Below are 21,155 nucleotides of genomic sequence, written 5' to 3'. Positions count from 1 at the left end.
GAGTGAAAATACTTGATAAGTACTTATTAAAATCCTTCATTATTACATTTACGACGGTATTTGTAATTCTATTTTTCATATTCGTATTGCAAGTTGTTTGGCTTTTCATTTCTGAATTGGCTGGTAAAGATTTAGATTTCTTAATGATTCTAAAGTTTTTACTTTTTAAAATGCCTAGTATTATTCCGCTTGTTTTACCCTTATCGGTATTATTAGCCTCCATCATGACTTTTGGGAGTTTAGCAGAAAACTATGAATTAGCGGCTATGAAATCCTCTGGTATCTCATTACAAAGAGCCATGCGCACTTTAATCTATTTTATTGCTGCATTGAGCGTTGTAGCTTTCATTTTTGCCAATAATGTCATCCCCTTTGCAGAATATAAGTTTGTCAACTTCCGAAGAAATATTGCGCAAGTAAAACCTGCCATGGCAATAGCTGAAGGACAATTTAGTCAGGTTGGAACGTATAATATCAAAGTTGAAAAAAAATCGGGGGAAAACGGAAAATACCTTAAAGGTGTTACCATACACAAACTATCCGCAATGGGTGCTGGAAGCAATACCGTAATTAAAGCAAAAAGTGGCGAGTTAATAAGTAGTGAAAGTTCCAATATTCTGAAATTGGTATTAAAAGACGGCAACTATTACGAAGATATCATTCCGAAAAAGTTTGAAGAGCGTAACAAAGTTCCGTTTGCTAAAAGCGAATTCAAAAAGTATGTCATTAATATAGATTTATCCAAATTGAATAGTGCCAATTTGGATGAAGCACAAATCACCAATACCAATACGATGCTTACGGTTGGCGAGCTAAGTTTTACCATTGATTCTTTGGAAAAAAACTATAAAAAAGACGTTATATCTATTTCAGAAAACATCAATCAAAGATCCTCCATAATACCATCTTATAATCCTACAACCACCAATAAAGATAAACTTAAGAGTCCTAATTTATTAAAAAATTATTCGAACTCTGATATCATACAAATTCTTCGTGTGGCGAGCACTAATGTTGATGCCACCAATTTTTCTTTATCTAGTTCTTCTTATGAGATAGAAGATAAACAAAAGAATATTAGCCAGCATTGGATTGCGCTTTATGACAAGTTTGTTATTGCCTTTTCCTGTTTGTTGATGTTTTTTATTGGTGCTCCTTTAGGTGCTATAATCCGCAAAGGAGGATTAGGAATGCCCATCGTTTTTGCCATATTAATCTTTATTGTTTTTCACTTCATTAACACCTTTGGAAAAAAGGTAGCACAACAAAATGAAATAATTCCCTTTTTGGGTTGTTGGATGTCTACACTAGTTTTAGCGCCTTTAGCCATACTATTAACCAAAAAAGCAACCGATGATAAAGGGTTTAATATCAGTTTTGACTGGCTAACCAATTGGTTTAATCGATTTAATCCCATTAAAGGAGAAACAGTATTAGCCATTGAAAGGGTTCCTTCTACAGGCGGTATTAATGTTAAAAAAGATATTGTTACCATTGAAGAAAAAGTTATTAAGTCTTCAATTAATAAATATTCAAAAAAAGAATCAGAGCAACTACCGCAACTGGCTGTAGAAAAGGTATTCAAACAACACAATCAATACAGTTTATTTACAATTATTGGTTATTTAGTATTGCTTGTATTAGCATTTTGGACTGAAATAAAAGATACTATTATTGTTGTATCATTTATAATCATTGGAATTGGTTTTTATTTTACAGTATATAAAACACAATCCCTTTTGCAAAAAATAGGAACTCAAACCAACAAAATGGTAGATTTAAAAACCATCATTGTCCTGCTTGGAGCATTTCCGTTTTATCCCCTATTCTATTTTTATAATAAAATGTATCTAAAAGAAGTACAATCTAAATCACATACACAATTATAATGAGTGATCAAAAAATAAAACTCAATACTATTGAAGAAGCCATTGAAGATATCCGACAAGGTAAAGTTATCATCGTAGTTGATGATGAAGATCGTGAAAATGAAGGTGATTTTTTGGCTGCAGCCGAAAAAGTAACTCCCGAAATGATCAATTTCATGGCTACCCATGGTAAGGGATTAATTTGCGCTCCGTTGACAGAAAAACGTTGTGATGAATTGGAACTGCATTCGATGGTTAAAAATAATACCGATCATATGGAAACTGCTTTTACGGTTTCAGTTGATTTAAAAGGAAATGGTGTTACTACAGGTATTTCGGCATCCGACAGGGCCAAAACGATATTGGCTTTGGTAAACGAAGGAACAAAACCATACGATCTAGCGCGTCCTGGACATATCTTTCCGTTAACGGCAAAACAAGGTGGTGTATTGCGTAGAACAGGTCATACGGAAGCCGCTATAGATTTTGCTCGATTAGCTGGTTTCAAACCTGCTGGTGTGATTGTAGAAATCATGAATGAAGATGGGAGCATGGCACGATTACCTCAGTTAGAAGAAGTAGCAAAAAAGTTTGATTTGAAATTGGTTTCTATCGAAGATTTAGTAGCCTACAGAATGCAGCATGATAGTCTAATTGTTAAAAAAGACGACTTTGAAATCGAAACTCGTTTTGGAACCTTCCGTTTGCGAGCCTATCAGCAAACTACAAACAAACAAGTGCATTTGGCACTGACCAAAGGCAGCTGGAATTTGGGTGAACCAATACTCACTCGTGTTAACTCGGCACAAGCCAATAATGACATCCTGAATACTTTAGCAATGGCTATGGATAAAAAGTTGGATGATGTTTTTAATAGAATCTTACAAGAAGAAAAAGGTGCAATACTGTTTATCAATCAGGAAATAGATTCTTCAGATTTATTGCATCGATTAACTGAGTTGAAACAGTTGCAAGCCGAGGGCATTCAAAGAGTACCACAAATTAAAATGGATGTTAAGGATTTTGGTATTGGTGCTCAGATATTGCACGATATTGATATTTCGAAGATAAGGCTTATTTCGAATACTACACAAACTAAGCGTGTGGGAATGATTGGTTATGGATTAGAGATTATTGAGTATGTACGGTATTAGTTTTGAGTTACGGGTTGCAAGTTCCGAGTTTCGTGTCAGACGCTGCGAACTTTGAACCTTGAGCTTGGAATAAGTTGAAGTAATACGCAGCAAGTGAAACAAATAGCATTTGAATCAAAAAATAAGTAGACATTTTAGCCAAAATCTTTTTGCAAAATGAAAAAGGTTGTTATATTTGCATCCGCGTTACGCAAGTAGGCATCGACTTAAAGGAGAAATGGCAGAGTGGTCGATTGCGGCAGTCTTGAAAACTGTTGACTGTAACAGGTCCGGGGGTTCGAATCCCTCTTTCTCCGCTGAAAAAGAAACCCTAACAGCTTATTTACAGCAATTTAGGGTTTTTTATTTCCTCAATATCCCCACATTATCCCCACAATTCACTTAATTTGAAGCATAAAAAAACCACCCTTTTACAGGTGGTTCTTAAAAAAGTACTTACTAATTTTATGAAGCCGTACCAGAGCCAATGTAAGCACTATTAGATAATTGAGTTTCATCAGCACTCATAAACGAAATGAACATTTGTAATTCATCGCCTGTGTAGCTGTTAGGTAAAACTACAGTTTGAGATAAATCTGCTCTTGTAGCTCCTTCAGTTAAATAGATACTTTCTCCTTTTATTGGATTGTAAGCTACAACCATAACTTTATCAGTTGCGTTTGCGTTACCATCTGTCGAGTTATCATCCCATGAAAACTGAACTTGTCCAGGAGTAGTTAGATCAAATACAGGGTTTAATGCTGGAGACAAATTACCTCTCGATAATAATGCTAATGAATAATCAATAACAAAATCAGGAGATACCCCTGCAATCGCATTATTTAATATGTACGACATTGCACTATTAAACTGCGATTTCTTCACTGCATAATTTTTATAACCAATCTTAACAAAATTTAAGTTAGGCTGTAAAAATCTTAATACCAAAGCAAACTTTGTTCTTTGATTAACTTGTAACAAAGTTCTAGGATTGGCTACACTTAGAGGTTTAGCTCTAATATAATCAATTCCTTTCCATCTTGAGCCAACAACATTAGCTACTTTACCTGATACTCCTCCAAGAATACCTCTACCAATCTTTCCCATTTATATATAGTTTAGGGGTTAATATTAAATTTTGCGAGCTTGGTACGGCTTTGGTATTGATTTAATTTTACTATACAAAAATAATGCACATACACACTTTAAAGTATTCTATGGTTTTAATTGTGCTTAATTGTAGAAAATTGTTGTTAAAAGAGTTTTTTCTGTAGTTGGATGGTATTTATTTAAAAAGCCAATTCGTCAGAACTGGCTTATATGTACTATTATTTTATATACTGATAGATAATTGCTTTCCGTAAATCACTAATTAAATTTAGATTTTTTAGAAATTGATTTTCCTTTTCTTCAAGTAGTTTTAGTGCTGCAACACTTTTTTTATGTTTTTCGTGTTCCTGCATTAATGCATTTACTTTTTGATTAAACTCTTTTTTAAATTCCTGTAGTCTTAAAAATGGAATAACTGAACCAATCAAAAATTGATGCCAAAATTTTGTTTTCCATAAGCTATAAGAAATAAAAAATACGTTATCAACATCATCCTGATTTTCAAAAATGATTACAAAGCTGTTTGTGAATGGCTCTTTCTGAGGTTTTCCGCTATTTAAACCTTTATTTAGAAGAAATAAGCAAGGTTTGTTGTACTGGGTGTCTTTCGTGTGGGTTTTGATAATAAAGTTCATTACATCGGAATTAAAAGATTAGATTTCTCTTCCCTTTTTGTGGTTTCCATTGAAATGCAGGTGTGCTTCGCTAGGCTACGCCATTAAAATTTTTCAAAAGAAAAAAAAGAAAAAAAGAAAGCGATCTGCCGAAGTGTAGGGTTTCAATAAAAAAAGTTTTTCGGATAAAATACTACCCTGATACGTGATTGAAATTAGATAAGAAAATAAATGTCTTTTGAAAATGTAAGGGTGGAGATTTTATCCGAAACCGTAGGCTTGAACTTTTTTTATTGTAAACCCGGAACTTACCTTTGTTTTCTTTTTTTTTATTTTTTGTTTTGTTTCCGTTTAAACGATATGTCTTATGAAATCGGATTTAAAAAAAGGTTTTCAATCGAAGTACTAAACGTCTTGAAAGGGTATCAAATTTTAAGGGCATTTTTAAAAACCCAAAAACAAATAGAAATGCTTTTTAAAATGAACTAAAATTTGATACTCTTTCTACTCTATTTGATTTTTGAGGATGCCTGATTTGTCTTATGAAATGGAAGTTTTCTACTTACTAGAAATGTTGTTAAGTAACGTTATGGCATCTTCAAAAAACAATGAAAATACTGTTCCTATTTCGGGTGGGAGCGTTGGCAGAGCGGATATTTTACATAATGAAATTATAGTTCAAAAAAAAATCCACTAAAAATATTAACGCTTTTTTTTGAACTATAATGTTGCCTTCATTATGTAAAATAGCTTGGGAGTGGTTTTTAGCGTTGGGAAGCTCTTGTTTTTCGAGTGTTGGGAAAGTGCAGGGCTTTTTTTGCCTGTTTTATGTGCGATGGGGTTGGGAAAATAAAACAGGCAAAAAATGCTTTGCACAGCTGGGGAAAAAACAAGTGCTTATTGCGTTGGGAGAAAACCACTTGAGCGGTGGGAAAGCGTTGGACTGGGTGGGTGAAAATACGTCAGCGATAGCGTTCCTATTTCTTTTAATGGTTTCTTTTTAATTATTAACGAAATGAAGCAAACAAAGAATTGATGCTAGGAATACTTGGACTAGGAGCGATTTTTGTGCAGATGAAAGAGGTAATATTAATTTGTCACAACTTTATAAATTATAAAAACATGTTACATTTTGTATAATAAATAAATATTTGTTGTAAATTTGTAACATCAATTTAAATCAAATATGGAAACAATAGTAGGGAAAAACATTAAATTATTTAGAGATAAGCTAGGTTTAACACAAGAAATGTTAGCGGAATACCTTGGAGTAAGTAGAGCTCAAGTTAATAGATATGAAAATGGAAGTATTGTTCCAACTGATAAGCTAACCAAGTTGGCTGAGTTATTTTCTATTGATGAATATGATTTTTATGAGGAGAATGATGCTATTATGACAACTAATGTAGCATTTGCTTTTAGAGCTAATGAATTAAGTAAAGACGATTTAATTTCAATAGCTTCATTTAAAAAATTGGCCATGAATTATTTAAAAATGCAACAGGCTCTAAGCAATGAATAAAATTATTTTAGAAAAAGAGGCAACATTATTTAGACAAAACAATGGTCTTGGGTCGAATGATCCTATTAGATTGAAAAGTTTATTGTCTAAATTAAATTTAATTACTGTGTTTAAAGCATTAGACGATAATTTTTCGGGAATGGCTTTGAAAGTAACAGACAATAAAAACACATCTAGATTTATATTAGTTAATAGCAATCATAATCTAGGTAAGCAACATTTTACAATATGTCATGAGTTATACCACTTGTTCATACAACAAGAATTTAAATCAATGATATGTAAAACAGGACAATTCAACTCAAAGGATAAAGAGGAATATAATGCTGACGTCTTTGCTTCAATATTATTATTACCAGAACAAGGGTTAAAATCACTAATACCAGATAATGAAACTGGTAAGGATAAAATTACTTTAAAAACAATTTTAAAAATTGAGCATTACTATTCTACATCCAGAGCTGCGTTACTTTATAGATTAAAAGAGCTCAATATTATTACGTCAATATCTTATGAAAAATATAAGGTAAACATTAAAAGCGGAGCTATACAGTATGGATATCCAATTGATTTATATGAACCTGGTAATAAAAACATTGTTTTAGGTAATTATGGAGAAATAGCTAATGAATTGTATGATAAGGGTAAAATATCTGAGACGCATTATTATAGACTGTTAAAAGATTTGGGTATGAATGAGATTGAACTTCAAAAATTAATTAATGGCGAAGAGTAATAACAAAATAATCCTAATTGATGCAGATGTTGTATCTCATTTCATCAAGGCACGAGAGATATATTCAATAAATAGTATTTTTCCTTTTGAAATAAAATTGCTTGACAAAGTTTATAAAGAATTATGTGATAATGAAACATGGAAAGTAGAAATAGATAATCTGATTGAACAAAAAGCATTGAATTTAATTCCTTTTCCTGAGAATAATGAACTCATTAAAAAAGAATATTATTACATCAAAAAAAGCCTATTTAAAGGTGAAGGTGAAAGTGCTTGTTTAGCCTATGTGCGATATACAAATAACATTATAGCAAGTAGTAATCTAAAAGATATAAAAAATTATTGTGGCCTTCATAAAATTGAATACCTTACAACTATGGATTTTTTATGTGAAGCATTAAAGAATGGATATTATGATATTAAAAGATGTAATGATTTCATTTCAAAAGTTTTGAGTAAAAAAGGTAAGCTACCAGTAACAAAAATGGAAGATTATAAATGCAAAAAATTAAGCTTTATTTAATATTTATTGTTTTCGCCAATCTGATGGATTTATTGGATTGGTATCTACCCACAAACCTATTTTATTTTTTCTAGCACTATCTTCGTATATTGCTAATTCTTTTGACTTAGAATATCTTTTGTAATGCCAACCCATACCTGCTTTTATTATTTCAGCTGATAAGTATTTATTGTCTGTATCGTAGTATATCATTGCTATACTTCTGCCGTATCTATCTGTATCTGTAACAACGTATTTTATTGTTTTAAGATATATTTGGTCTGATGTGAATTGTTTTGCTTTTGTACCGAATGGTTGATTTTTTTCTGGACAATCTACTTCTGCTAACCTTAACGTGGTTTGATTGTTTAAACTATCTAAAACAACAACTGTATCACCGTCTTTTATACCAACAACTTTGGCTGTTAAAGTAGTTTGACTAAATAACGATGTAAACGAAAATAGAAGAAATAATAAATATGTGTGTTTTTTCATATAATACAAATATAGAAAAAACTTTATCTAATAGCCCTGATTGGAGAGGAAATCCTCGCTTGAAAAAGCGAGATTGTAACGGAAAGCAGGAAAATGGATTGCTGATAACACCCAAGCCATTCGCTCCTTAATTATTCGTTGATATTGGATTTAATTTGAATTTTAATAATGCTATGAAGAATTAATAAGCATCTAAAAATCGTTGCAGAAAGTATGATAAATGTTAAAATAATCAAATCTAAAATATAGTCCTCAATTATTTTATCTAAGAATAATTTTAAAAATGATATAACAAAAAATATCGATAAGAAAATTATACAAGCCCAAGAGAAAACACCAACTATTCTTTTGTAATGTTTACTTGTAAAAAGTAATTCCATACCTGTTAAATCTTCTTTTTTCTCGATTTTTGAATATGTTTCTTTATGATTAATGTTATCTTTAAATGTAACTATAATAGTCAAGGAAGCCAAAATGAAACCAGCTAGAGATATTGTTGTAGAAATTATGTCTGAAATCATTGATTTCAATGTTTCTAGTGGTATATTTAAGGTTAAAATATTCTTGTAAGATAAAATATGTTTACAAATGACAATTATTAAAACAATAATAAAGTCATAAAGTAAAGGTTGTTTAATATATTTATCTAGTATTTTAGTCATTATAGTCCAAATTCTTTATTTAATTCGCTTCTCATTTTTTCAAGAATATCAACACTTACAATTGTTTTAGATTTATCTTTCAATTCAACTTTCAAATTGCTTCTATACCATAAGTTAAGCAAATCAAAGTCTTTTAATAAATTATTGCTTTCACTATCCTCCGCTTTTACTTGTAGTTTATTAAAGGGTATTGAAGTGCTTTTAATTAGTTTGTCAATTATTTTATCTAATTTACTTCTAATTGCAGTACCTTGAACACCTTTAACGTAATCATATTTTAGTTCTAGTGTAACATATTCAGCATAGGTTGCTTCTTCAACAGTTTTTAAAGCAGAGAATAAATCTTCATCATATTCTTTTATTCTTTTTATATTGTCTTTGTGAACCTTTGCTACAATATACGAAATATTTTTAATTCTTTTACGAACACTAGTTAAATTGTCTCTACTTATGGGATTATACAGTATTTTGTCTAATATTCCATTTTTTAACCCTTTTTGCTCTAGATAAAAAGTAAAGTCTGATATTCTAGCACCATATTGATTATGTTCAAAAGACAAAGTCATTTCCTTTTTTTTATATGATAAAATGAAATGTGTTTTTTCGACGATACCCTCGTTTTTAGTTGCCTCAACATCACGTATTTTATCATCTGAAATATCCATTAGCTCAGGAAACGCATCTTTTCTTATGTGTAAAACTTTGCCATCTATCTGTTTAGTAGTTTTGTTAATTACAATATCTGTTATATAAATATACTTATCACCATACTGTTCAAAACGAGCTGGATCTTTATCAATTTTTAATTGATTAATTTTTGTAAATAAGTCAATTATCGTTTCAGTTGAAGAAGCCAAGTATTTTGGAGCTATATCAAAATAATTTATTATTCTATCTTTTTTCTCTGCCATGTTTTCCTAATTTATACCGTCTATAAAGGTTTTGACGAAGTTAACTATTTTATCGGTAATTCTAACACCTATTGTATCACGATGTAATATACTTGGTTGTTTTTCAAGTGCATTGATTACTTCTTCTTCGTTTGGTTTTCTTTCTGTAAATAGATAATCGTTGATTATTGTTTCTACTTTTTCTTTATCTAGATTTTCTTCTGTGCAAAGATTGTCAAGTGCTTTTTTTGTTTCAATATCCCAAAATGAATTAAACTCATCAGGTATATCATTATCATCAGCAATTAATGGTAAATTCTCTAATATGAATTTTTCGATTAATTCCTTTTTACTTCTTAATTGTGTTTCACCGGCTAATGCGTCTACAATTTCTTTTTTCTTTTTATCTAAATCTTTTCCTGTTGCATTTTTAAGATTAGCTAGTAATCTAAGTATGTAAGCTACATTTATTTCGTCTCTGTGGATTAACTCTAATTCGAAATCAATTTCATCAATAATAGATACTTTTTCTTTTTGAGAGTTAGTTTTTATTTTTTCATGTAAGTCAAGATATTTGCTTTTATAGTCGTCAAACTCTTGTTCCTCCATATAAACATCGTCAAAAGTAAAATCAGAGAATGAAGATAATACATTTCGTAATCTTATTATTTCTCTAAAAGCTTTTGCGAAATTTACTTCTTCCTCTTCACTTTCTAAATCATTTACACTATCAACTGTTGGAGTTATAGCCATTAACGTTTTATATGCTTTATTGAATTTTTTCACATATTCTTCGTATGGTTGAATTATAATAGTTTCTAAGGCATCTTTATTAGAAAACAAAGCTACTGCATCATCTGTTGCCTGTTTTAGATTTCTAAATACTACTACGTTACCTTGTGACTTTTTCTCATCTATTATTCTATTTGTTCTTGAATAGGCTTGAATTAATCCGTGATATTTTAAATTTTTATCTACATACAAAGTATTTAATGTTTTACTATCAAAACCTGTAAGGAACATATTTACAACTAATAATATATCAATTTGCTTATTCTTAACTCTTTTAGAAATGTCTTTTTTATAATTGAAAAAACTTTCGCTGTCTTTAGTAGAAAAGTTAGTTTTATGAGTTGCATTGTATTCTTTTATGAACTCTTCTAATTTATCTCTTGAATGTTTATTGATTGGTAATGTCTCGCTAAATTCATCATCTGGAATAAAACCATTTGCATCTTTATCATCTTCATTGGCATTAAAAGAAAATATAGTAGCTATGTTTAAATTGTGATTGCCTGCTTGTTTACTTGCTCGTAATAGCTCGTAATACTTAATTAATATATCAACACTACTAACACAAAACATTGCTGTAAATGTTCTGTTATGTGTTTTTCTTGAATGGTTGTTTATTATGTAGTTTGATATTGCTTCAAGCCTTTTAGGACTTTCCATTAGCTCCTTTGTATCAATAGCTTCAACCTCTATATCTACATTAGTTTTTGAGTTTTCATTTTCTTTATATCTGCCAATATATTCAATAGAGAATTTTAAAACATTTTCATCACGAATAGCATCTGTAATTACATATTTATGTAAGCAATCGTGAAATAACATTGCTGTTGTGTTTTTCTTGCTTTCTTTGGCTACTGCATTTTTTGCAAATATTGGTGTTCCTGTAAAACCAAACATTTGATGATTTTTAAAGAAATCAACTATTTTTTTATGTGTATCTCCAAACTGACTTCTATGACATTCATCGAAAATAAATACTATCTTTTTATCTTGTAGCTGTTTCATTTTATCATTGAAACGAACTTTTGATATTGCTGTATTTAATTTTTGAATAGTTGTAACGATAAGAGGTGTATCATCTAAAAACTGATTGACTAACATTTTTGTATTTTCTGTTCCGTCTATACTGTCTTTTTGAAATGCGTTAAATTCTCTAACTGTTTGTTCGTCTAAGTCTTGTCTATCTACTACAAAAACTACTTTATGTACTTTTGGATTGTTAGTTAATATTTGACTTGCTTTAAATGATGTTAGCGTTTTTCCTGAACCTGTTGTATGCCAAATGTAGCCGTTTTTGGTACTGTTTTTAACTCTCTCAATAATTTGCTCTACTGCATAATACTGATATGGTCGCATAACCATTGGAATACTATCGCTTTCGTGAAGTACAATGTATTTTGTTATGATTTTAGCAATATGACAAGGATCTAAAAACCTTGCTGTAAATTGTTCTAATTGGGTAATGTTTTTGTTATTTTCATCACTCCAGAAGAATGTTTGCTTAAATGATTGTTTAGGATTATTAGCGTAGTATTTTGTATTTACACCGTTACTGATAACAAATACTTGAACGTATTGAAATAGTCCGTTAGCTGCACTATATGAGTGTTTATGATAGCGGTTTACTTGATTGAAAGCTTCTTTTAATTCTATACCTCTACGCTTTAATTCTATTTGAACTAAAGGCAACCCATTTATTAAAATTGTAACATCATAACGGTTTGTATAACTACCCTCTATTGTTATTTGATTAGATACTTGAAACTCGTTTTGACACCAAAAGTTTTGATTGATAAACTCTACATAAAAGGTTGTATTATCATCTCGTTTTAAGCCATAACTATCTCTTAAAGTTTTGGCTTTATCAAAGATATTACCCTTACTTAAATGAATGAGTATTTTGTTAAATTCATTATCTGAAAAAGTAGTTTTATTATGCTTTTCTAATTGTGTTTTTAGATTAGCATACAAACCTTTTTCGTCTTTGATGTTTACGAATTTATGCCCTAAATCTTGTAATTGTTTTACAAGGTTATTTTCAAGTACTTGTTCTGGTTGTGTCGTCATAAGCAAATTATACAAACATCTGTTGTAATAAACTTTTTTTAAATGCAATTGTTTTTTCCAATTGAATTGTAATTTGATTAATTTTCATATCAATAGCATAAAGAAAGTTTGATATTTTATCTTGTTCTTGCAAAACAGGTAGTTTAACATCAAAATTAATTACATCACCTTTTGAAAGGTTTAATTGAGATGATCCTTGTCCCATTAATTTGAAATATTTTTGATTATAATTTATAAAAGTTTTCAAGTAATAAGTATTAATCTCCTTTATTGGTTTTAAAGCAGCCATTCTTTGGTTTAGTACATAATCATCACCAGGTATAACATCAGTTAAACCTAGAAAATTTCCATGAGCAACATCACTTAATACCATTATTAAATCACCTTTTTTCAATGAATTATCAGAGATTGAAACCTTTTTATGTTCCTTTTTTATTTTACCATTAATATCAATACTATTTAATGTAATTAAATTATATTGACCATCACTACATACATAATTCTCAAATGAACCACCATTTTTATAATCACATAAAGTATGTAATTTTACAATTTCCCATTTCGGGAATTCGTTATTATAATCATCTTTAAATTTTATGTTTTGATTAAATATTTTTTGAGTTATTCCTTTATTGTACTTGATTAAAAGTTCCTTCTTTTTTGTAAGTTGGTTAATTTTTTTATCTATCAAATAAAAGAAATCAGCAATTTTTCTTTGTTCATTAATACTTGGAATAACTGTTTTAATTTTACCCAGTCTACCAGTTGATATGCTTAATACTTTTGAACCTTGAGCAATCAACTTTATTTGTTTATTAATTAAGTTAGATTTCATTAAAAACGTACCAAACCCTACTGCCATACTTTTTTTGTCAGGTCTAGCTAAGAAAGTATGCAAACCTGCTAGTACATTTTCATTATTTGTGTCTACTATTTCAATCGTTTTACCTATATCTGCATAATCTTCTGATGCATCAGCAATAATTAAATCACCATTTTGGCAATAGTTATCACTTGATATTTTATCTAAACTAATATCTGAATTAATAAAAGGTACATTTTCATCTTTAACTTTAAAAGAGGAATTAAATCCTTTATGTATATCACCGTAATGAATATTTTTAACTAAACCACTTTCATAATTTAATTTATCCCTTGAGAACGAGTTAGTAGTTCTGAAAGAATATATGTCTTCAAATAAAAAAATCTCCCAATTTTCTTTAAATTCAGAAAACCTTAATTTAGGTTGTGTAATGCTCATTTTAAAAAGGTGTTTGAATACTTAGTTCTTTGCAGAAATTTGCAATTGTTTTATCATTATTGATAATTTCCATTTCTAAATCTTTTAATTCATTAGTAACAGCTACTAAATCAATAATTTCAACTTCTTCAAAAGTATCAACATATCTTGGAATGTTTAAGTTATAATCGTTGTCCTTTATTTCTTGTAGAGTAGCACGATAACTGAATTTATCTTCAACAATTCTTTCTCTATACGTTTCAATGATTTTATCAATATGTATAGGTTGTAAAACGTGTTGTGTTTTTTGTTTTTCGTATTGCGAACTAGCATCAATAAATAAAATATCTTCGTCTATTTCTCTACATTTTTTAAACACTAAGATTGATGTTGGAATACCTGTACCATAAAATACATTTGAAGGTAAACCAATAACAGCATCTAAATAGTTTCTGTCTTCAATCAAATATTTTCTAATATGACCTTCTGCTGCACCTCTAAATAAAACCCCATGAGGAAGTACACAAGCCATAATACCATTATCATCTAAGTGATGTATCATGTGTTGCACAAAAGCAAAATCTGCTTTACTACTTGGTGCTAATTTACCATATTGACTAAATCTATCATCAGAAGCAAAAATTTGTTTAGCACTCCATTGAGCTGAAAATGGTGGATTTGCTACTATAGCTTCTGCTTTTAATTCTTCGTGTAAATCGTCTTCTAGTGTATCACCTTGTTTGATGTCGAATTTAGTGTAATGAACATCATGTAAAATCATGTTCATACGAGCTAAGTTGTATGTAGTTCTGTTTAACTCTTGCCCATAAAAATAACCAACATCGTCAACTTCTTTAGCTACTCGAAGTAATAGTGAACCACTACCACACGTTGGGTCATATACTGATTTTAAGCGTTTTTTTCTTGTTGTAACTATCTTAGCTAATATTGTAGATACTTGTTGTGGAGTGTAAAATTCACCTGCTTTTTTACCTGCACCTGCTGCGAACTCTCCAATTAAATACTCATAGGCATCACCTAGAACATCAGCGTTTGTATCTTCTAATTGGAAATCAATTTTATTAAGTGCATTTAGGATTTTAGCAATAATTTCATTTTTTGCTTTTGTTGTTTTACCTAGCTTAGAAGAGTTTAAATCTAGGTCTTCAAACAAACGTACAAAGTCGTCTTCACTCTCTGTACCCATTGTGCTTTGCTCAATATTGTTTAATATTCTTTCTAAATCTTCAAGAATAAAAAATTGAGTAGCTTCGTCATTCTCATTTGTTTCATTATCAACTAAATTATTTCCTTTGTTTGCTAAACTTGAAAATAATTCTGATGGTTTAAGAAAATAACCTAACTTTTTGATACATGCTTTTTTTACTGCATCAATATACATTTTGTCTTTTTCTTCTTCTAAATCTGTATATTTTAAATTATCTGGCTCTAGAATTTCTTTAGCATAAATTTCTAATTTTTCGGAAAGGTATTTGAAAAAGATAAAGCCGAGAATATAGTTTCTATAATCATCGGCATCCATTTTACCTCTTAATATGTTGGCAATAGCCCAAAGCTGTTGTTCTAATAATTTCTTCTGTTCGTCTGACATTGGTGGATTTTTATTGTAAAGCGTAAATGTAGGTATAATTAAAGAATTTTTAAAAACTAAATTAAGGTATCAAGTATCAGAGTATCAAAACATATAGGGTAAATGATACCGTGATACCTGATACTAAATTTTCTTTTGTGTTGTTTTTGTTAGTGGTATCATAGTATCAAGGTGTCAAAGTGTATAGGGTTTTGATACATTTGATACTTGATACTAAAAGGCAATATCGTTATCTTCATCATCGAAAGGATTTTCATTTGTTAGTGTTACTTCGCTTTGTTTGTTTAATCTATAAGCACCATTACTTTCAACTACTATTTCAAGTTTTTTTAAGTTTGATATTGCTCTTTTTGCTGTTGCTACACTTTTGCCTGTAAATGCACAATATTCTTTAACAAAATTACTGTAGTTTACTAATTTATCTCCAAAAATAGTATTTGCTATCTCTTCTAATTCATTGTATTTTTCATCTTTTCCTTTAAAGTCTGGTTGTGTTCCTAACTCGCTAGTGGGTATTAATTTGCCTTCAGTGGAAAATAAAAATGTTTCTTCTGAAAATTTTAACTCTAATGAGTTTTGTTTGTACTCTTTAGGACAATAATTTCCTTTTACAACTGTAAAATATCTAATGTTGTCATCGCCTTCAGATAACTGAATAGCTAAACGAACCTTTTGCACTAACCCTGCACCACCTTGTATGTGTTCTTGTCCTGGTGCAACTCTGTAAGCTCCTTTATTGATATGATGAACAAACAGAATTAGGCAATTATGATGCTTTGCAATCCTGTCAAATGTTTTAACAGTATTTCGCATTGCCATATTGTTATTAGTGTCACCACCTTTGAAAATATCACCAAAACTATCTACTACTACTAAATCGGCTGGTTGTTCTATTAGTGCTGCTTCAAGTTGTGATAGTATTTCTTCTTGTTCCATTGTGTCAGCAAACATAAAACGCAAGTTCTCTTTAACCTTTTCGCCTAAACCATACATTTGTTTACTTAATAAAAAGCGTGTTGCTTCTAAATTATCTTCGGTAGCTATGTAAATAGATTTATTGTGAATTGGGTTTATTTCAAAACCTATAAAATCTTTTATACCTAAAGCTACTTGAATACAAAGTTGTCTAGCAAATTGACTTTTTCCTGTGTCGGGTTTCCCTGCAATAACTGCTGAACCTTTTTGTGGAAAAATTGGTTCCATTAAGTAGCGTGTTTCTACTTCGCCCATTTCCATTAATTCAACTGCATTGTAAATAAATTTTTCTACTTCTTCAATTTCTGAAAGTGGTGTTTTTATAGTTTCATCAATTAAAGATTGTAAATTGTCTATTGTTCCGCCTTGTGCAAAATAATCTGATATATCCTTACCATTGTTTGGTATTTTAGGTAATTGTAATCTATGAATTTTATACAAAGAAGAAAGGTGTTTCGATTGTTTTACTCCTGTTGCATCATTGTCATATAATACCACAACATTTTTGAAGCGTTGTTTTAGTTCTTCTGCTGTATCGTCTTGTAAGTTAGCTGTTTCACTATTTAAAGTAATTGCATTAAACCCATTTGAAACTAAAGTTAAAACATCTTTTTCGCCACCTGTAATAAAAACTAAATCGTCTTTCTCCGGCAAGTGTTTCCAACCAAAAATATAATTGGCTTCTTTAATTCCTAAAAACTGAAATTTGAATTTTTTATCATCAAATGGTTTGTAAATTTTAGTCCAATCACCATTATCATAAGCATACATTAATTTACCACCAAAGGCTTTCATTTCATAAGGTTTTCCCTCTTTGTTGTATGCTGAATAACTTGCTAATGCTACAACATTAAATTTATCAAGTGTTTCTTTGTTGATTTTGAATTTTTCCCAAAACGCCCAATCGTTTGTATTATAATCACGTTTAGTAATAGTAAAACGCTTTGCAGGTTTCATTTTATCAAATTCATCAACTACCTTTTCTTTTACAATTGGTATAGATGGAGCAGTAACAACAATATTAGTATTGTTGTCTAAAAACAAATTCATGTCAGTGTTTATAGCTGCTAAAGCTTCTGGAAAAGATAAGTTTTTTAGTTTCATAACTAAATCAAAACAACTACCGCTGTCGTCTGTTGCGAAGTCATTGTATCTCCATTCTCCTGTACCCATTGCAGGAAAAATATTGAATGATGGTGTGTCTTGTTTCTCAGCTAGAAAAGGATTACTAATGTTTTTTCCGCCTATTAATCTATTTTCGTTGTGGTACGGCAATAAGTAGTGATTTAAAATATCATAACTATTAACCTTTGCCAAAATGTTTTCTTTTGTGATATTCATTTTGAAAAGTATTATGTGTTAGTGTTGTTTATTTTTTGAAAGGTCTGTAGTGTTTGTCAAGCATTAAATTGATGTCTTCAATTTTGTAGACTATCTTATTATTAATTTGACTGTAAGCTATTAGTCCTTGTTTTCTCCAATTGTCCGCAGTATTTGGACTAATTCTAAAAAGTCTTTGAAATTCATCATTGTCAATAATAACTTTACTGAAAATGTTTTCTTGCCGTTTTGTTACAATTGCTGTAAGCTCCTCTAAACGTTTCTCGATGTTGTTTAGACTGTTTTTGAAAGGCTCGCTCATTATTATACTTTTTTAGAGTTAATACTGATTAAAGCCTGTTCAATTTCGGAACGCTTATATCTTATAAGGTTTCCAAGTCGATAAGGATTTAGGATTTTCTTTTTGTTCCAATCAGAAAGCGTTACTAAAGATACTTTTAGTATCTCTGCAACTTCTTGACGAGTTAGGTACTCTGGTGGGTTGATTGGTTGGAAGTTTTGAGCTAAAGATTTAATTTCTGCTCTAACATCTACTAGGATGCTTTCTTTAAATTCTTCGGGAGTAATACCGAAAACCTGTGTAATTTTACTTTGTTCCATTTTTAACTTTTTTATCGTTATTGTGGTACAAAGTAAAATCAGGCACAAACGGGTAAACGTACCGATAGGTACTCGAACGGTACTAGCTTATCTGTTTTATGTGAGGTATATCAAAACCATTTTCATCGAATTTACGGACTGTTTCAGAGCCTTTTTCGCTTTCTAAATTTAGGTATTTTGATAATGTACTTTCTGTTGTTTCAACATCAAAAGTGTTTTTAACCTGCTTTGCAAATTGTGTGAAATTAGTTTCTCCGTTAATGCGTTGTGGAGCATCAATATAACCAAGTTCAGCAAGTTTGCCGATTATAAAACCAAGTTGAGAAGGTTTACCAATCCATTTGATTTTTTCGGTTGTTTCCTCTTGTAATTGTGTTTTGTTTACAGCATTACTTTTTTTGCTTTCTAAAAATGTTATCATTTTTTGAGCTTCAAGTCCAGCAGCATAACAATAGAAATCAATTTGTATATCAAGAATGAAATCGTAATCTTTTGGATCATCAGCATAACCATTGTAATATCTGTTTAACCAATGTTTTAATTCTTCATTTTTAAAATGTGGAAATTCAGAAATAGGAGAGTTGTATTTTTCTAACCATTTTGATATTGTGTTTTCATCACAATCAGAAAATTCGATTTTCTTTAAAGTATCGATTGCAAAGTTTAAATAATCGTCTTTTTTATCTGTATTGAGTAATAGTAGATTTTCCATTACTTCGTTTTCAAGATATGGTACATAGTGAATAATACTTTCGTAAACCAAGTCAAAACAAGTTTCCTTTATTTGTCTTTCATCAGTAATGGCTTTTTTAAATGCAATTAAATATTCGTCTTTGAATGGTTTGTTTATAGTGGTTTTAACATCCTTTTTCTTAGTGAAATCAGATTTAGTACTATTGCAAAAGTTTACAATATCAGCTATAAAGTAGTTTTTAAAAACATTAAAGAAATCTAACTGAAAATCAAATATTTGTCGTCTTTTTATAATGTCGTCGTCTTCTTCCTCAAATTGAGCATAATCCGCATCAAGATACACGTTTATCGCTTCTTTATTCAAGTTAGAATTAATAATATTATCAAATGATGTTTCAAACATTGTAAGCCATTTATTTACAACTGAAATGTTTTTCCAATCTTCAATAATTAAATTACTAACTTCATTTGAAACTAAGTTTAAGTATTCAATTTTTTTATCAATTTCAAATTCTAGGCAATTAGTTAGAATTTCTGATTTTAGCTTTGGTAAATAAAATCTAAAATCAACCAACAGCCCATAAGGAGTGTATTCCTCGTAAATATCTTTATTTAAGAGTACACAATATTTATCTAAATAGTTTCTTACCATAACACAAAAAATAAGGCTTAAATGTATTAAAATATTTCTTACTTAACCACTTTCATTTTTTTCTCTTCGATTTCTTGCTCCTCGTTTTGCTTGTTCCAGTAGTCTTTTAGTTTTTCCGCTTTTTCAGTATTAGTAATTTTAATGTATTTTAAAAATTGTGTTTCTGTTTGATGCCCTGTAATTCCCATAATGGTTAAATTGTCTAATTTGCCATATAAATTAGTCGCAAAGCTTCTTCTGCAAATATGTGATGTAACTAATTCATATTTATGATATAAACCTTCTTCTTTACGTTTTGTTTTCTTGTTAATTTTAGAACCGTGAACTTTTTCTTTAAAGCCTACTTCTTGACAAACATCTTTTACATGCTCGTTAAATTTTTGGTCTGAAATAGCTCTTGGAAATCCATTTCTTTTCTCTAAAATTGCTTTTACTTGTTTATGAAGTGGAATAGTAACCGTTTGCCCTGTTTTTTGTGTTTCAATTTCAATATATCCGTTTTTGATATTAGTATCTTTTAATCTTAAAAAATCAGATATTCTTAACCCTGTACGCAAACCAATAATAAATAAATCTCTTGTGTTTTCTAATCTTTCAACTCCTTTAAAGTCGTGATTGAATATTTTATTAATTTCATCATCATTCAAATAAATACTGTCAGCTGTAATTTTAGGAACAAAAAAGTTCGGATGCTCGATGTGAGCATGTACCGGTAAGCCTTTTAATTTTGCATCTCTGGCAATGGTTTTTAATGTACCAATATAATTTCCAATAGTACCTAAATTTATCTTTTGTTCTTGTGATAAGAAGTTTACAAAACGGTCGTAAAAGGTTAAATCTAAATCGGTAAATTTTAGCTTCGTTTTAAAGCGTTTCTCGTACTCTTCTAGTTTTCTTTGAGTTGTATTATACTTTGTGATAGTTCCTTTTGCTATCGCCTTGTTTTTACCCTTTATTATCCTTGTTGGAGCATTTTTAATAAAGGTTTCCATGAACGGAATAAAAAATACTTCATCAACAGCGGTTTCATCAACAGGTCTATTAAAAAACTTTGCAATCTTTTTTCTTAACCAGTGCTTATCTATAAACTCGCCTTTACTATTATCAGAATTAAACTCATCAAATATAAATTTTTCAAGCTCTGAAAGTTTGTTATTAATATCATCTTTAGAAGTATCATCAGCAGTTAGCTTTACTTTTTGTTTAGCTGCACTCCATCTTTTAGGTTCTACCTTTAAATCTGTTGTTGCTGTTAAATCACATTTTCTGCCATTTTTAAAACGTAACAAAATATTTGTTGTATTTTTTTCGCCTTTAATTAAGTAGTTAATTGTTGCCATTGGTACGGAAGTATTATGTTTTTCAATGGTTTAAAGATACAAAATTATCCCCACAATATCCCCACATTGACTATTTTTTTATATAATTCACTTAATTTTATTTTATTTCAAAAACAACAAAAACCCTTATTTTATAGTATTTAACAGAGGTTTTAATAAAGTTGGTTATGTATAAATAAAGTGGGTGTTTGTTCCTCTTTCTCCGCCAGTATTTTATCAAAATGAACTAAAACCCTTTAAACCTCAACGTTTAAAGGGTTTTTTCTTTTCACCGAATAGCCAAATTATTCATGTTTTCGCATAAAATAGGT

17 protein-coding genes, 1 tRNA gene and 1 pseudogene are annotated in these 21,155 nt (G+C 29.9%); 6 read left to right on the top strand and 13 right to left on the bottom strand.

Annotated features, from left to right (window positions below; genetic code table 11):
* Positions 1-2 precede the first annotated feature (2 nt).
* The 3 genes and pseudogenes from ACIQ2L_RS11125 to ACIQ2L_RS11115 form a co-directional block, all read left to right on the top strand.
* Positions 3-1,400 (top strand): annotated as a pseudogene (locus ACIQ2L_RS11125) (LptF/LptG family permease); the annotation flags it as partial.
* 488 nt (positions 1,401-1,888) lie between these two features.
* Positions 1,889-3,022, top strand: coding sequence for a 3,4-dihydroxy-2-butanone-4-phosphate synthase (gene ribB, locus ACIQ2L_RS11120; protein WP_396158766.1), 1,134 nt, complete (start codon positions 1,889-1,891; stop codon positions 3,020-3,022).
* A gap of 211 nt (positions 3,023-3,233) precedes the next feature.
* Positions 3,234-3,318 (top strand) — tRNA-Ser (locus tag ACIQ2L_RS11115).
* 148 nt (positions 3,319-3,466) lie between these two features.
* Here the strand turns inward: ACIQ2L_RS11115 and ACIQ2L_RS11110 are convergent.
* The gene (locus ACIQ2L_RS11110; RefSeq protein WP_396158764.1) at positions 3,467-4,108 is read right to left on the bottom strand and encodes a DUF6266 family protein; all 642 of its coding nucleotides are present in this window, start codon (positions 4,106-4,108) and stop codon (positions 3,467-3,469) included.
* A gap of 221 nt (positions 4,109-4,329) precedes the next feature.
* Positions 4,330-4,746, bottom strand: coding sequence for a DUF6943 family protein (locus ACIQ2L_RS11105; protein ID WP_396158762.1), 417 nt, complete (start codon positions 4,744-4,746; stop codon positions 4,330-4,332).
* 1,165 nt (positions 4,747-5,911) lie between these two features.
* Between ACIQ2L_RS11105 and ACIQ2L_RS11100 the strand changes: the two genes are divergently transcribed.
* From ACIQ2L_RS11100 to ACIQ2L_RS11090, 3 genes are read left to right on the top strand one after another with little or no spacing between them, the layout of a single operon-like run.
* Positions 5,912-6,247 carry a helix-turn-helix domain-containing protein gene (locus ACIQ2L_RS11100; RefSeq protein WP_396158760.1) on the top strand — a complete coding sequence of 112 codons (336 nt, stop codon included), beginning with the start codon at positions 5,912-5,914 and terminating at the stop codon, positions 6,245-6,247.
* Positions 6,240-6,983, top strand: coding sequence for an ImmA/IrrE family metallo-endopeptidase (locus ACIQ2L_RS11095; RefSeq protein ID WP_396158758.1), 744 nt, complete (start codon positions 6,240-6,242; stop codon positions 6,981-6,983). Before ACIQ2L_RS11100 ends, ACIQ2L_RS11095 begins: the two co-directional genes overlap by 8 nt.
* Positions 6,970-7,506 carry a hypothetical protein gene (locus ACIQ2L_RS11090; RefSeq protein WP_396158756.1) on the top strand — a complete coding sequence of 179 codons (537 nt, stop codon included), beginning with the start codon at positions 6,970-6,972 and terminating at the stop codon, positions 7,504-7,506. The genes ACIQ2L_RS11095 and ACIQ2L_RS11090 overlap by 14 nt, the downstream gene beginning before the upstream one ends.
* A gap of 3 nt (positions 7,507-7,509) precedes the next feature.
* Here the strand turns inward: ACIQ2L_RS11090 and ACIQ2L_RS11085 are convergent, their stop codons facing one another.
* The 11 genes from ACIQ2L_RS11085 to ACIQ2L_RS11035 all read right to left on the bottom strand — a co-directional run bounded on the left by ACIQ2L_RS11085 (position 7,510) and on the right by ACIQ2L_RS11035 (position 20,844).
* Positions 7,510-7,980 (bottom strand): thermonuclease family protein, encoded by a 471-nt coding sequence (locus ACIQ2L_RS11085; RefSeq protein ID WP_396158754.1) that lies wholly within the window; start codon positions 7,978-7,980, stop codon positions 7,510-7,512.
* Positions 7,981-8,111: 131 nt separating this feature from the next.
* Positions 8,112-8,642 carry a hypothetical protein gene (locus tag ACIQ2L_RS11080; RefSeq protein WP_396158752.1) on the bottom strand — a complete coding sequence of 177 codons (531 nt, stop codon included), beginning with the start codon at positions 8,640-8,642 and terminating at the stop codon, positions 8,112-8,114.
* On the bottom strand, positions 8,642-9,553 hold the full coding sequence (locus tag ACIQ2L_RS11075) for a hypothetical protein (protein WP_396158750.1): 912 nt from the start codon (positions 9,551-9,553) through the stop codon (positions 8,642-8,644). The genes ACIQ2L_RS11080 and ACIQ2L_RS11075 overlap by 1 nt, the downstream gene beginning before the upstream one ends.
* Before the next feature lie 6 nt (positions 9,554-9,559).
* Positions 9,560-12,391, bottom strand: a complete 2,832-nt coding sequence (locus ACIQ2L_RS11070; protein ID WP_396158748.1) for a type I restriction endonuclease subunit R — start codon at positions 12,389-12,391, stop codon at positions 9,560-9,562.
* A 7-nt stretch (positions 12,392-12,398) separates the two neighbouring features.
* Positions 12,399-13,652 (bottom strand): restriction endonuclease subunit S, encoded by a 1,254-nt coding sequence (locus tag ACIQ2L_RS11065; RefSeq protein ID WP_396158746.1) that lies wholly within the window; start codon positions 13,650-13,652, stop codon positions 12,399-12,401.
* A gap of 1 nt (position 13,653) precedes the next feature.
* Entirely contained in the window at positions 13,654-15,243 is a 1,590-nt protein-coding gene (locus ACIQ2L_RS11060; RefSeq protein ID WP_396158744.1) for a type I restriction-modification system subunit M, read from the bottom strand.
* 213 nt (positions 15,244-15,456) lie between these two features.
* Positions 15,457-17,559 carry an AAA family ATPase gene (locus tag ACIQ2L_RS11055; protein ID WP_396158742.1) on the bottom strand — a complete coding sequence of 701 codons (2,103 nt, stop codon included), beginning with the start codon at positions 17,557-17,559 and terminating at the stop codon, positions 15,457-15,459.
* 28 nt (positions 17,560-17,587) lie between these two features.
* Positions 17,588-17,860, bottom strand: a complete 273-nt coding sequence (locus tag ACIQ2L_RS11050) for a helix-turn-helix domain-containing protein (RefSeq protein WP_396158740.1) — start codon at positions 17,858-17,860, stop codon at positions 17,588-17,590.
* Between the two features lie 2 nt (positions 17,861-17,862).
* Positions 17,863-18,159 carry a helix-turn-helix domain-containing protein gene (locus ACIQ2L_RS11045; protein WP_396158738.1) on the bottom strand — a complete coding sequence of 99 codons (297 nt, stop codon included), beginning with the start codon at positions 18,157-18,159 and terminating at the stop codon, positions 17,863-17,865.
* Positions 18,160-18,241: 82 nt separating this feature from the next.
* A complete protein-coding gene (locus ACIQ2L_RS11040) occupies positions 18,242-19,504 on the bottom strand; it encodes a hypothetical protein (RefSeq protein WP_396158736.1) in 1,263 nt (420 codons plus the stop codon).
* A gap of 38 nt (positions 19,505-19,542) precedes the next feature.
* Positions 19,543-20,844 carry a phage integrase SAM-like domain-containing protein gene (locus tag ACIQ2L_RS11035; protein ID WP_396158734.1) on the bottom strand — a complete coding sequence of 434 codons (1,302 nt, stop codon included), beginning with the start codon at positions 20,842-20,844 and terminating at the stop codon, positions 19,543-19,545.
* Between the last annotated feature and the right edge of the window lie 311 nt (positions 20,845-21,155).

It is taken from the genome of Flavobacterium sp. (assembly GCF_044369455.1).
Classification (GTDB): Bacteria; Bacteroidota; Bacteroidia; order Flavobacteriales; family Flavobacteriaceae; genus Flavobacterium.
This window is presented reverse-complemented; position numbering and strand designations above follow the sequence as displayed.